The sequence below is a fragment of the Kiloniella spongiae genome (genome assembly GCF_001026905.1).
In the GTDB taxonomy this organism is placed as follows: domain Bacteria; phylum Pseudomonadota; class Alphaproteobacteria; order Kiloniellales; family Kiloniellaceae; genus Kiloniella; species Kiloniella spongiae.
Map to the genome: position 1 here is coordinate 343,852 of NZ_LAQL01000003.1, position 13,173 is coordinate 357,024.

14 protein-coding genes and 1 pseudogene are annotated in these 13,173 nt (G+C 45.1%); 8 read left to right on the forward strand and 7 right to left on the reverse strand.

From position 1 onward, the window contains the following. Positions 1-4: 4 nt before the first annotated feature. The 3 genes from WH96_RS22310 to WH96_RS05555 all read left to right on the forward strand — a co-directional run bounded on the left by WH96_RS22310 (position 5) and on the right by WH96_RS05555 (position 2,072). On the forward strand, positions 5-775 hold the full coding sequence (locus tag WH96_RS22310; protein WP_156176705.1) for an antibiotic biosynthesis monooxygenase: 771 nt from the start codon (positions 5-7) through the stop codon (positions 773-775). An 11-nt stretch (positions 776-786) separates the two neighbouring features. After that, complete coding sequence (locus WH96_RS05550; protein ID WP_204248131.1) at positions 787-1,338, forward strand: cytochrome b; 552 nt, start codon at positions 787-789, stop codon at positions 1,336-1,338. Between the two features lie 104 nt (positions 1,339-1,442). After that, a complete protein-coding gene (locus WH96_RS05555; RefSeq protein WP_162200124.1) occupies positions 1,443-2,072 on the forward strand; it encodes a recombinase family protein in 630 nt (209 codons plus the stop codon). A 184-nt stretch (positions 2,073-2,256) separates the two neighbouring features. On the opposite strand, the gene WH96_RS05560 is transcribed toward WH96_RS05555, so the two are convergent. Further along, complete coding sequence (locus WH96_RS05560) at positions 2,257-2,490, reverse strand: hypothetical protein (RefSeq protein WP_047763099.1); 234 nt, start codon at positions 2,488-2,490, stop codon at positions 2,257-2,259. A gap of 669 nt (positions 2,491-3,159) precedes the next feature. Here WH96_RS05560 and WH96_RS21905 point away from each other — a divergent pair. After that, a complete protein-coding gene (locus WH96_RS21905) occupies positions 3,160-3,297 on the forward strand; it encodes a hypothetical protein (RefSeq protein ID WP_156176706.1) in 138 nt (45 codons plus the stop codon). 112 nt (positions 3,298-3,409) lie between these two features. On the opposite strand, the pseudogene WH96_RS21725 reads toward WH96_RS21905, so the two are convergent. Both WH96_RS21725 and WH96_RS05570 read right to left on the reverse strand, forming a co-directional pair. Beyond that, positions 3,410-3,651, reverse strand: a pseudogene (locus WH96_RS21725) (DUF6434 domain-containing protein). Between the two features lie 83 nt (positions 3,652-3,734). After that, on the reverse strand, positions 3,735-4,142 hold the full coding sequence (locus WH96_RS05570; RefSeq protein ID WP_047763101.1) for a hypothetical protein: 408 nt from the start codon (positions 4,140-4,142) through the stop codon (positions 3,735-3,737). Positions 4,143-4,326: 184 nt separating this feature from the next. Here WH96_RS05570 and WH96_RS21180 point away from each other — a divergent pair, with 184 nt between their 5' ends. The 4 genes from WH96_RS21180 to WH96_RS05590 all read left to right on the forward strand — a co-directional run bounded on the left by WH96_RS21180 (position 4,327) and on the right by WH96_RS05590 (position 8,988). Continuing rightward, positions 4,327-5,451, forward strand: coding sequence for an adenylate/guanylate cyclase domain-containing protein (locus tag WH96_RS21180; RefSeq protein WP_053005719.1), 1,125 nt, complete (start codon positions 4,327-4,329; stop codon positions 5,449-5,451). A gap of 171 nt (positions 5,452-5,622) precedes the next feature. Next, positions 5,623-7,062 carry a 2-oxoadipate dioxygenase/decarboxylase HglS gene (gene hglS, locus WH96_RS05580; protein ID WP_204248133.1) on the forward strand — a complete coding sequence of 480 codons (1,440 nt, stop codon included), beginning with the start codon at positions 5,623-5,625 and terminating at the stop codon, positions 7,060-7,062. Positions 7,063-7,194: 132 nt separating this feature from the next. Continuing rightward, the gene (locus tag WH96_RS05585) at positions 7,195-8,682 is read left to right on the forward strand and encodes an FAD-binding oxidoreductase (protein WP_047763102.1); all 1,488 of its coding nucleotides are present in this window, start codon (positions 7,195-7,197) and stop codon (positions 8,680-8,682) included. A gap of 72 nt (positions 8,683-8,754) precedes the next feature. Continuing rightward, positions 8,755-8,988 (forward strand): hypothetical protein, encoded by a 234-nt coding sequence (locus tag WH96_RS05590; protein WP_047763103.1) that lies wholly within the window; start codon positions 8,755-8,757, stop codon positions 8,986-8,988. A 14-nt stretch (positions 8,989-9,002) separates the two neighbouring features. On the opposite strand, the gene WH96_RS05595 is transcribed toward WH96_RS05590, so the two are convergent. From WH96_RS05595 to WH96_RS05615, 4 genes are all read right to left on the reverse strand, one after another. Continuing rightward, positions 9,003-9,779, reverse strand: a complete 777-nt coding sequence (locus WH96_RS05595) for a hypothetical protein (RefSeq protein WP_047763104.1) — start codon at positions 9,777-9,779, stop codon at positions 9,003-9,005. A 149-nt stretch (positions 9,780-9,928) separates the two neighbouring features. Next, entirely contained in the window at positions 9,929-11,167 is a 1,239-nt protein-coding gene (locus tag WH96_RS05600; protein WP_047763105.1) for an MFS transporter, read from the reverse strand. Between the two features lie 72 nt (positions 11,168-11,239). Continuing rightward, positions 11,240-12,259 (reverse strand): hypothetical protein, encoded by a 1,020-nt coding sequence (locus tag WH96_RS05605; protein ID WP_047763106.1) that lies wholly within the window; start codon positions 12,257-12,259, stop codon positions 11,240-11,242. Positions 12,260-12,591: 332 nt separating this feature from the next. Next, positions 12,592-13,158, reverse strand: a complete 567-nt coding sequence (locus WH96_RS05615) for a Rossmann-fold NAD(P)-binding domain-containing protein (RefSeq protein WP_156176707.1) — start codon at positions 13,156-13,158, stop codon at positions 12,592-12,594. Positions 13,159-13,173 lie beyond the last annotated feature (15 nt).

A 13,173-nucleotide genomic window follows, 5' to 3' on the forward strand; every position in this document is an offset into this window, starting at 1 on the left:
GGTTATGAGAACTCTATTTTTAGTCAGTATTATTTTTGCCAGCTTTGTTTCTACATCTGCTTTTGCTGTTGATAAGGAGCTAGAGGATTTAAATCAAACAACGTTTGATTCTGTCGACGCAAATCATGATGGCAGGGCTTCCTTACGAGAAATTGAGCTTTTTCAAGATATTGTCATGCTGTCTATGGATAGTAACGATGATGGTGTCGTTACTCTTAAAGAGTATCTTGTCTGGGATATGGGATGGGACGAGTTAGCGAAAAGCCGAAATAAACTCGTTGAATATCAAACTGCCCGGGAAAGTATATTTAAAACCTGGGATCGTAACAATGATGGGGCGTTGTCTCTGGAAGAACAAAAGCTTTCTCCAGAGCGTGACTTTCATGTTGGACAGCAAGATCTGGCAAAGCCCCTTAACCTAAAACAGTTTATGTCCCGTTTGCGTATTATTCTCGCAATGAATGAGACGGTTACAGAGGATGAACACGTTACACTGATTAACGCATTCATCGTGCCAGTTGGCAAAGAAGCCGAAGCTGTAAAGTTTTGGGACAAAGCGGCTGATTTCATGCGCGGTCAACCGGGGTATGTTTCCACGGCGTTGCATCAATCAATCCTTCCTGATGCCAAATATATGCTTATTAACGTGGCACAATGGGAGAGTGTTGACGCATTCAAAGCAGCCAGCAAGGCACTGGGTACCGAAAGTGGAATTAAGCCACTGGAAGGCCTTGTTCCTAATCCTTCGCTCTACAAAGTAATCCGTGCCGATTAAGGAGAGAGAGTATGTCTATTCAAAGTACCAATTCGAATTACGGCCTTGTTGCGGTATCCATTCATTGGTTATCGGCACTATTAATTCTCGCTTTGGTTGGGACTGGTTTTAAGGCAGCTAACACACTTGATTTGGATATAAAAGCCGAGATCCTTAGTGCCCATGTGCCACTTGGAATAACGGTCTTCTTGCTGACACTATTACGTGTTTTCTGGTGGTGGTTTTTTGATACGAAACCGGCTGCCCTTGGAAATGATCGGAGCTTGAAAGAGAAATTGGCAAAGGGTGTACATCTTCTGTTTTATCTTCTCATTTTTGGCATGGCCTTTAGCGGCATCGGAATGTTTGTCTTATCGGGCGCTGGATCTGTGATTTTTGGTGGTGAAGGTGGGGTTTTACCTGATTTCACACGGTATCCACCTCGTATCCCGCACGGTATTGGTGCACGCCTAATAATCGTTCTGTTTGTTTTGCACGCTGGTGCAGCCCTTTATCATCATTTTATCAAGCGCGATATTACGCTCCGTAGAATGTGGTTTGGCAAAAATACAGATAGCAACTAGACGCGTGATGCTGTTCGTTTTTAGCTGCCGATTTCAATTTGTTTCAAACGCCTGTTTCATAATATAAACTCATCCTGTTCAGTATGGGTTTAATGAGTGGCGAGATGAAAATCGGTTATGCACGGACGTCCGGGGAAGGGCAGAATTTAGAGCAGCAGATTGCAGCCCTGAAGGCCGAGGGCTGTGACAAGGTGTTTTCTGAAATTCTGTCGTCCAATCGGGTCATCTGTCCTGCGTTAGAAGATGCTCTGGCCGAACTTGGGGCGGGGGATAGTCTTGTGGTCTGGCGGTTGGATAGGCTTGGACGTCGCACGGTTGATTTGATAACTTTTCTTCAGGAATTACAATCACGGGAGATTTATTTTCAATCGTTATGCGAGGGGTTGAATTCCGGCACACCGCTGGGAAAGATGTTTCATGGTTTTATTGCGGCTCTGGCTGATAACGAGAGAGATTTGTCCATAGAGCGAACGCTTAAAGTTATGGCAAGTGCCAAACCCCGAAACACCAAATCGGGAAATCTAAAAAAACAAAAAATTAAACCTTGTAAAGAAGACAAGTCAAAAGAGCTTTCTAGACAGGATATCGAAGCAGCACTTGTGCTTTTGTCGCCATCAAGTTCATTTGGTGCAAAACCAACATTATCTGCTGTAGCAGAAGCTTTGAATGTTAGCACAAATGCCCTGTCGCACCGCCTTAAAGAGCTTGAGTTGGATAAAGCCTTGTCGATTTGATCAGAAAAGATCAACGGCGTGGGAAGATCATATAGGTCAACTCATACTGATTAATGTACCCTGATTAATACACACTGGGATAAATCATCCCGAGTTAGGTCACACGAAGCCCGTTTAGGGAGCTATTTTACCTTGTGACTTGAAAAATCTCTTGGATATTTGCTCAAGGATACTCAGGCAGTGCTTAATGACTTCGCAATTCAGATATAAGATGCTGCATTTCGCCTTCTGAAAACTCGAATTCCGGTCCTTCTTCCATCGCTGTAAGTTGCATCAACTTGCAATCGAGATAGCGGGAAAGCTCACTACGATGATTATGGTGGATTTTGCCCGCGAGCTTTGCAATTTTACGCGCACGGTAGCCATGTGCCATTTCTTTTCCCAAAGCTTCACTAAGATTTTTTGCACTGTAGGTCACGATTTGAACTCCTTTAAGCCCTTATAAACCTCTACCCCTTTGGGAGTGAGATTAAATACTTGCAAGGCAACAACAAATAAAACCGCTCTGAAAACGTTAGTGAAAGAAACCGCACAAAAAGAGGCTCTGGATATCTTCCGAAGTCACGAAAGTAACAAATGTCTTTCCAAGCCTTGTGAACAGGGTGCTCAATGTGTTTGTGGAGTACCAGAATATGCCAAAATAAACGTAAAAAGAGATGCTTTAAAGGCATTTAACCTTGAAGGAAACATCTTGATAACCTCCTGTCCGACTGATTTTATTATGGTGTAATTGTTATGACGTAATTTTTTGTGATTTCACCGATTGATAAAAACCAGACATTATAAAAACCAGGTATTAAGTGTCGTCAGTAGAAGATTAACAAAAAAAACTTAGGGTTTTTGAGCTTCTTCTACATCGTCTCTCAGAATTGTTCAGAGCAGAGAAACAAGTATTTGTTTTTGCATGTTTTTGATGAATTCAATCAAAAACACAAGATTACTATAGCACAATTTTATCTTTTTTGCCTGCCTGATTGAAGGCGAATTCATAAAAGTGCAACATTAGAGTCACATAACAGGCGTAATGTTTTTAAATAAACTAAAACAAGCAATATGAATTATTCAGAATAAAGTCGGGGAGGACGCAATGTTCTGGGATGAGACATCTGATAATGCGGCATTGGTGCCGTTCTTATCTCTACGCATTCGTCTGGCAAGGTTTTGGTCAAAGCTAAGCGCGGGCTTTAGAGGGCACGACAGAAAACCAACCAGAAAGCTTGATTAACCAAAAAGTGGGATTGCTGGAACTTGAACTGAACGAACCGTAGTTTGGGAAAGGATTGATCTGCGACATCTTTTCTTGATGTAATCTGAATTAGTTCCGACTTAGTGTGTGTTTAGTTCTGGCGTAACCATTTATCGGCGACATCTCCGAGTGTTTTAGGATCTCCGTTTTTAATCCAACTCATAAATGTTCTGTTGAATTTAAAATCCTCCCGCATTGCGATTTCATAAAGCGTCTCACATTCTGGGTGTGTTTGTAGCTTTCAGTGATTGGTGTCTCACGGGTTAATTGGGATGAATGCCAATTAATATTTTCTACAATATTTTTTGGTGATTTTTTTTCGGTTTTGCTCATTTGCTTTTCCCGGCTATCAAATTGTCTCTATCGTGTAGTAATCCTTGTTTGACTGCCCATATTGGGTATGTAACCGAGTGTAATTATGTGACTGGTCGCCACCCACAGATTAGATTTTCCTGTGAAATAAAGCCAATGCCATGGTAATGCGCGACGTCATTTTTTGACCAGATTGCATGATAGATCTCGCCTTCCCGTGTGATTACCAAATCCCACGGATCGCTCTCTTGTCCATCCGGGCCAGCATATGTAATTTTATAATCCCCAATAAAGGGGTCGTTTTCAGGGGCGTCGTCCCCGGCATCGTGCTTCTCAGTAACATATGGAACAGCAATACCCTTGCAAACAACATCAATGCCTTCCTGAGCACTGAATGCCCAGTGGGCAAGTAGAGTACCGTTTGGGTTTCTAGCGATATTATCAGTTGCATTAACAGGCGTATAGGTAACTGCACCAATGGGGTTGTTAAGTGTATCGAATGATTCAGGCATGATTATTTCTCAAAAAATTATGTCGTCAATGACAAGAGGCATCTGGCATATAGGTGAAAGGATTTAATTTTTTTAAGACAGGATCATGACAATAGACTAAATTGATATCTATTATAAAAGAAAATATTCTTTTCTCACTGAGTTACGCGCATAGGTATTCCAGTTCTCCCAATAGGTGAGGTGAATGACAGAGTCTGTAACGGCAGAGTTTAATGCTGATGACGTTCTTGAATACGCCACGGACAGTATTCTTGTTACCGATTGCAATTTGGATACTCCCGGACCAAAAATTATTTATGTAAATCAGTCTTTTGAAAAAATGACAGGCTGGTCTCGTGCCGAAATTCTGGGCAAATCCCCTAGGATTTTACAGGGCGAGAAAACGGACCATCGCATTTTTGATAATATGAGAGAAGTCCTTGCCGCGGGTGAGATCTGGCAAGGCCAGACCATCAACTATCGCAAGAATGGGTCTGAGTTCATGATGGAATGGTGTATTTCCCTCGTTCCAGAACGAAAAGGATCCTTTGGGCAGGATGGGAAGGCAAATTGTTGTGTCGCCGTACAGCGCGATATCACAAAGCGCGTTGAAACAGAGAACAAGTTGATACAAGCCCGGCAGGATACAGCTGAGGCAAATCGAAAGCGGATCAATCTCGCCCGATATTTTTCACCGCAAACTGCAGAGCATCTATCTGATCATGATAATCCGTTGGGACAGATGCGCCGTCAGAATGTGGCGGTGTTGTTTATTGATATTCAGGGTTCTACAACCATTGCAGAAAAGCTGGACCCAGAACGCGTAGTGGCTATTTTGCAATCTTTCTATAGCAGAATGGCCAAAGTAATTTTTTCTTATAACGGTTCGATAGAACATTTCGCGGGGGACTCATTACTGGCAATCTTTGGGATGCCTGAAGCAGGAAACAAAGATGCGGTCAATGCCCTGAAATGTTCTTATGACATGACGGAAGAGCTGGACCGCTGGAATCAGAAACGTATTGAACAAGGTCGCCAAAAAATTGTCGCTGATATCTCGGTTCATTACGGTGAAGTGGTCTTGGGGGACATCGGTGTTCGAGAGTCCATGAGTTTCACGGTGATTGGCGATACAGTCAACACAACGAGCCGGCTTCAGGAACTGTGCCGCAAGTTCGACAAACGGGTTCTGGTCAGTGAAGATGTTCTCAAGCAAGCTGAAACCGAGGGACTTAAAAGCTGGCGCGATTACTATTGTCATGAAGGTACGCACAAGGTCAGGGGGCGAGAAGAAGCCATTAGCGTGTATGGTGGAATTGATCCTGATTAGGCAATCGACTGTCGCGCCGTTTCTTTTGTGTATTTATTCATAAAACTCATGAAGTAATGAAAAGATATCGTTTTTCTTCGCATCTGCACAAATGCTATCTCCTGACCAGAATATAGGTTAAGGCTCGTTAAGCGAGCAAAGGCAACAATAGTTGTGTTCGGAGATAAAGTAATGACAAATGATAATATCCAGGCCGACATCTTTTTAGCAAAAAATGAAATTCGTGCTCAGTTCTCGCAAGCAATGTCAACAATGTACAAGGAAGAAGTTCCTGCTTATGGCGAGCTGATGGATCTTGTCGCAGATGTCAATGCGGCTGTTCTGGAACAAGACAAAGGTCTCCACGAACAACTAACCCATACAGACGGGCTGGATCGTATTACCGAAGAACGTCATGGTGCTATTCGTGTTGGAACTGAAAAAGAGCTTTTTACTCTGCGTCGTCTTTTTGCTGTGATGGGGATGGAGCCAGTCAGTTACTACGATTTGTCTGTTGCGGGTATCCCCGTGCATTCCACTGCTTTTCGCCCGGTTGACGAGGCTGATCTGAACCGGAACCCCTTCAGAATTTTTACATCCTTGTTGCGTCTGGAACTTATCGAAGACGAAGCACTGCGCGCAGCGGCGCAAGAGGTTCTGGATAACCGTGAAATATTTACGACTGCGGCATTAAACCTGATTGATCGTGCCGAAACACAGGGCGGGTTGGATGCTGAAGATGCGACACAGTTTGTTACTGAGGCCCTGGAAACATTCCGCTGGCATAGCAAGGCAAATATCGACAAGGAGTTTTATAATAAACTGCATGACGAACACCGCCTGATTGCAGATATCGTTAGCTTTCATGGCCCCCATATCAACCATTTGACGCCACGGACGCTGGATATCGATGCGGTTCAGGTCGGCATGCCTGAACGGGGAATTGATCCCAAAGCTGTTATCGAAGGGCCACCGCAACGTAACTGCCCGATCCTGCTACGCCAGACATCATTCAAGGCCTTGGAAGAAAAGGTATTTTTCAAGCAGGTTGGCGGAAAAGGGACAGAGGTCAAATGGGAAGAGGGATCACACACCGCCCGTTTTGGCGAGATTGAACAACGCGGTACTGCCCTGACCCCGAAAGGTCGGGCGCTGTATGACGAGTTGCTGGACAAAACCCGTGCAGGTGTGCGCGCTGGTGAGGGGACTTACCAAGACCTTTTGGTTAAAAACTTTTCGGCTTTCCCTGATAGCTACGAGGAACTGCGCGCCGAAGGTTTGGCGTTCTTCCGATATTCTCTGACTGATAAGGGCGCGACTATTGCTAAATCTGTGGGGGTGTCCGGCACGGTTGATGGCTTGCTGGAAGCAGGCATCTTGCGTATGGATCCTATTGTTTATGAAGATTTTCTGCCAGTGTCAGCCGCGGGTATTTTTCAATCCAATCTCGGCGATGGTGGGGCAGAGGTCGTTTACAGCAACCCAAGTCAGGAGGCTTTCGAAAAGGCACTGGGTGCAAGGGTACTGGACGAACTGGCTCTCTATGCCGAGTTGGAGCAGGCATCTTTGAACCGCTGTCTTGAAAAGCTATCAGAGAAATCTCTGAAGAGCGGAACCCCGGTCGCAGCGTAAAGTAGCGGCATAATCAATCATGGCTATGTAAAATACCTTTGCCTATAACATGGTTCTACATCTTAACGGGTGCCCTGTAGCTGTCGAGTTAGGGGCACCCCAACTGTTTATTAAAAGTCAGAGTTTATTAAAATGACATCCTTGTCCCAGAAAAGTTTTGTGGCTTCACAAGACTTTGACGCCCTGAAAGACATTGTTGGTGAAAAAGGACTGATGTGGCCAGACGGTCATGGCGGGGATGATTTTGCCGTTTATGAAACCTGTGTGCGTTATGGCGCGGGAAAGGCAGCTTTTGTTGTGCGCCCGGCGAACAGTAAAGAAACATCCCGGGTGTTAGCCTATTGTTACGGGCGGGGGATTACCCTTATTCCGCAATCTGGCAACAGTGGGCTGGTCGGGGCCTCGACACCTGATAGTTCGGGAACACAAGGTGTTCTCAGTTTTGATCGCCTGATCAGGACTTCTGAGATGGGAACGGATAGTTCAGACCAGATTATCTTTGACGAAGAAAACCGTTCGGTCATGGTGGGCGCAGGTGTCCGTCTGTCTGACTTGAATGCTTTTCTCGAGCCCAAGGGCTATGTTTTCCCCATAGATCTCGGTGCTGATCCGCGCATAGGCGGTATGATCGCCACCAATACAGGCGGAGCCCGTTTTTTGCGGTATGGTGATGTGCGCCAGAACACCTTGGGGGTGAAGGTTGTCTTGGCCGACGAGGCTGGGACCGAACTAGATTTTATGTCCGGCTTGCGCAAGGACAATACGGGCATCGACTGGAAGCATCTGTTTATTGGTACAACGGGTGTTTTGGGCGTGGTTACAGAAGCCGTATTGAATGTCGTCAGGTTGCCGCAACAATCCACGGCTGCACTGTTGGTGCCTCGTGATGAAGCGGCAGTTCTCAAGCTATTACTGGAAATGGAGCAACGCTGTGATACCAATCTGACTGCTTTCGAAGGCATGTCAGCAAACGCAATCCGTGCCGCCTTTGATCATGTGCCGTCTTTGCGTAATCCTTTCCCGGGTGGCGACGTTCCTGATTATGTGTTGCTGGTTGAATTGTCCCGGACCTGGGCCAAGCGTGAAAGTGAACAGAACCTGGACGAATTAATGGAAGTGGTGTTGGCTGAAATCTGGGAAGATGAAGAGGCACCGTTAGAAAATGCCTTTATTGGACGCCCTGAAGAAATGTGGGCCTTGCGGCATGCCCTATCCGAAGGCGTGAAACACGCGGGTAAACTGGTGGCTTTTGACGTGTCATTCCGACGTGGCGACCTGATGAGGTTCCGGGCCTTTATGGCACAGGAGCTACCGGAAAAGTTTCCGAATGTATGGATCTGTGATTTTGGTCATGTGGGGGATGGTGGTCTGCACTTTAATCTCTCGATACCACAGGATGATCCTCGCTTGAATGACACGGCTTTTATGCCGTCTTTACGCGAATGGGTCGTGAAGATCGTTGTGGAAAAATACAATGGCAGTTTCTCTGCCGAACACGCCATAGGACGCAGTAACCAGGGTTTTTATGATCTCTATACCCCTGAAAAAGTGAAAGAGCTGGCTGGGAAAATAAAGGGCGCCCTGTCTCCCGGTGAACTGGGCGATGTGAAATTGGGTTAGAAGGTTTTAGCTCTTGTCTCGTCATCTCAACCTCTATTAATCTGCAGCTTATGATTGCTGATTGGGGGGACGATGAAAGCTATTTTACTTGTTGTGATATTCGCTGCAGCAAAAATCGTGTATGTTTCTATTTTACGGTTTTTGATAGTCGGCTGGTTTACCGTTACGACCAAGTTCATGGAAAATATGCTGGCAAACGTGCCTGATGGTGCTGACTGGGCAATATTTTGGGGGCGCATACTTGGCTTTGTCTCTCATCCCCTTCTTTGGATTTTTATTTTAGGTGCGAATTATGGAAATAGTTAAAGTACCCGTTAAACCTAATAATTGGGAATATAATAGGGCGCACCTGTCATCATGTTCCGGTATTTTCCCTCTGTAACCAATTCGAGAATGGTGGTCGAGAAGGTATTCATAAGTTCCACGCCTTCTTCGTCTGGATAAAAGGTAAAAGAGCCACCCCAAAAATCAATCACGTCGCTGTGGTGAAGCCCTTCCAACAGCCCCTGTTCCCTGAGTGTTGGTATCCAGCCTGTCTGGATAATACCGGCATCGACCCTTTCACCAAGGATCATTTTGGGAATAAGCTCGTTACCATTCGTGATTGATTTTGTTATTTTTTCATTATTTTCCAATTCGACAGGAATGCCATAACCTCTGGCGCTTACAACACTTTTACCTTCCAAATCAGCAATCTGGTGGGCAACAGGGTCTTCTTTTCTCGTGAAAATATGATACCCGCCCATGATGATTGGCATGGAATAGATGGGCAAAAATGTATATCCGGCTTCTTTAAATCGGTCTGTATCGCCACTGATAATATAGGGCCAGATAATGTCTATTTCCCGCTTGAAAAACAGGTTCTGACACCGCAAGGCCGGTGCGAATTGCAGTTCGAATGCGTGTCCTGTTTTGTCGGAAACCCGTTTGATAATTTCCTGATAGAAATTAAACAACGGCTGTGGGCCTTCTTTATCCTCTGTCATACCGCCCGGAATTTCAACGGTGCAAACACTGTAGTTTTTTGCATATGAAGAAGATGTACCAAATGTCAGGGACAAGGCTAGTGCGATAGATACTACAAATAACTTCTTCATCTCTTCCCTGAACAATAATATCTAATGAATGCAATATTGGTCAGGATACAGGGAAATCCTTAGTGATTTAATAATGAGGCAAGTTGAGACGTTTTGAAGAGTTCGTTAGAGAGAAGACTTAGGAGTAGAGTTTTACTTTTTTAAGCGATTTACACACTCAGGCCTCTGTCCACAACCCGATCACTGCGTCGGGATGCGATTAAGATTACTAGTGCAATGGTGATGATCACGAGTGATAGCTGGATTGCTGTTTGATAGCTATAGGCACTGGCGATCAAGCCCATAGATACATTGCCCATCATACCGCCGAGAAAGAGGCTGTTCATATAAAGCGAGGTGGCACGACCCAGACGACCATTAGCGAAGCTTTGGACGAAAGTAATACTGACACCGGCAAAAATGCCGTAGTACAGTCCTTCCAACACGGCCCCTAGGACGAGTTGGGGTAAGCTATCTACCTGTGAGAGAATATAGAAGGTCGGCATGGCGATCAGTGTTGCGGCATAGAGTGCGGTTCTGGCGCTGAATTTTTGCATGGCATAGGGGATCAGCAAAATAACGGCAACTTCGGTCAGACACTTGAGGGTAAATGCAAGACCCGGGGCATAGGTTGGAAGGTTTGCCTCTTGTGTGAAGTAGAGCGGTAAGGCAGCGCTGGTCAGAATGTGTGCGCCGGAAATAAAGAGACAAGCGGCTGCAGCCAGCCATAAACCCTGATTGAGAGATTTGTGTTCGGAAGAATTTTGTTCTGATGAGGGCTCTTTAGCTGCGGCAGTAAAATCTGATGGCACGACAAAGAACCATAGGATAACCCACAAAAATGCGAGAGAGACCGCGGTATAAAAAACAAAGCTATTGCCCCATTGTCCTGCAATGAAAAAAGAAAGTGCAGGGGCTATCATCCAGGCAGACGAGGTCATGCTGCGCAGATATGAGTTATAGGTGGTAATGGCAATACCCTGTTGCTCTGCATAAGCTCTACCAAAGCTATACATCAGAGATGTCGAAGCATTTGAGAAGCTAAAACAAATGCTGATAAAGCCGATGATCACCCCATAGGAAGGAGAAAGAGAAAGCGTTGTCGTTGCAGTTAGAAAAGCGATTGCAGATATGGCAATCAGTGGACGTACCCGCGCACCTTTGTCAAAGCGTTCTCCGAACTGCCGGTTCATTAATAGAGACAGGACGCTGACAAGGCCAACATAGATACTGATTTCCCAAGGATCACGACCCAGTTCATCAATGATGAAAAAGCCCATAAAGGGCACGATCATGGCATTACAAAAGACCCCGGTAAAAAGCAGAAGTAAAATAAGATAAGCTTGCCTGTTTAGCGATGCATTTTCTAAGGATGCTTTTTCGGCATGTGGCTTTTGGGGGCGGGGCATTATTTAGTCGTTTTCTGTAAAAAGTTTAATTTTCTGTTGAAGCACACTAAGAGAAACGCACAGGGGAGAGGTTTAAAAAGCTTTTTTTGCAAATATGTTCACAGCATCGCGCAACATGGATGCCGCAGTGGGTACTGGTTCGCGCTCCCATAGCTTGTGGTACATGATGCCGTAGATGTCGGTGTGGAGTTCCACCGCCATTTCCCAGCCTGTACAATGGGCGAGGAAGCTGTCTTGTGGCAAGGCGAGGGGCTTAACTGATAGTTTGCCATTTTCATATGTAGCAACCAGCTTGATTTGTTTGTTTTCAGTCTGAGCGGCTTTCAGGTCAGATTCGGTAATATTTTCGATGCCTGTGACATCAACATCCTCGAGAGTAACAGCCTGTCCTAAAATAGTATTGGCAATAATGACGAGCTTGTTTGCGGTATCCCAGCCACCAACATCAAGGCTGGGGTCGGTTTCGGCAATGCCGCGTTCCTGTGCTTCTGCCAGGGCATCATCATAAGAACGCCCGGTTGCCATTTCATCCAGAATAAAGTTACTGGTGGAATTAAAGATACCCTGGAGCTTGTTGATATCACCAGCGATCAGATCACGTCTGCCGATATTGAGGATTGGCAAGCCGCCGCAGACTGTGGCACTCATTTCCAACGACGCACCGGTTTCTTTCGCGAGGTTCTGTAGCTCTTCATAGGCAAGTGCGACAGGGCCTTTGTTGGCAAGCACGACTGAAACCCCCATGGACAAAGCTGTGCGTGTGATGCCAAGGCCGGGTTCACCTGTTTTTAGATTGACGGGGGAAGCTTCGAAAACCAGATCAATTTCTGTGTCCGCTAAAACATTTTGAATGTTGGCATCTTTTCTAAAACCCTGAAAGGCTGAGGCACCTTCACCGGCATGTTTTCTGTCAATAATATCCTGTGCGCCAAAACCATCGATGTTGACTGCGACGCCCGAGCTATCGGAAATACAGACAATCTGAAAGCAGATACCATGATCGCGTTGTAATCTTTCTTGCTTGTTGATCAGGATTGTCAAAAGATTTTGATTTACCGAACCAAGGCCTACAAGAGCTGCTTTGATAATCATGGAATATGCTTTCAAGGAAAACTTTGAAAAATAAAGCGGGTTGGAATGAGACACTTAAAAAATAGGCTTTGCAAGCCTTGCGTGTGTTGTTTGGTTTGAAATTAAAAAAATCAAGGCCACTTTATTATAAGGCTTATAGAAAGGGATCAAGTTTGGAAGGAATTGTTGCAGCCCTGTTTCTGATTGTAATGGTTGCTTTCTGGTCCGTTATCAGAATGGCAGTTGTCAGAATAATCTATCAGATCGTTCTTATGCCGGTTTTTATCAGTATGTTCGTATATCATTGGCTGATCAGGATAAATCATAAGACCGTGATTGTAAAAATGAAGACTTTACTTATCCTGATTTGGGGCCAATAACGATTCAGTTTGACCGATAGTGCTTTCTTTTTCCTGAGGCGCTTTTATTACTCTAATTACCCCTTGGCTAATTTCTTGATGAGAAAGCCATCGGCTTTTGCCCAATTCCACCTGAAAACCGAGGATGACGATTTGGAGAGATACATTATCCGGCAAGGTCGAACGCTCGAATTTTTTATTGGCATGTTCTTTTTCAAGGTTTTGAAAATCACTGCCAACGACCCATATGATGCGTGCGATGTCAGAGCAGCAGCTAGTGGATAGTTCTTCCAGCAGTGATGCGCCATCCTGGTGTATCCAGAGCAGGATCAGATCATATTTATTTGGGTTGAGAGTTTTGGATAAATTTTGTCGTTGCTGGGGTATTTTGTAATTACAGCTCGTACCTTTGGCCTGATAACCTTGATCTCTTAGTTGGTTTACAAAGGGGGCTGGATTTCTAGAGATAATCGTTGTTTGCTCGGAATGTTCAGCCAACCACAGACCTGCGGCAGACAACATACCTGTGGTGCCTATTTGTAGTGTGTTTTGAAAGTGCAACAGCCTATAACCTAA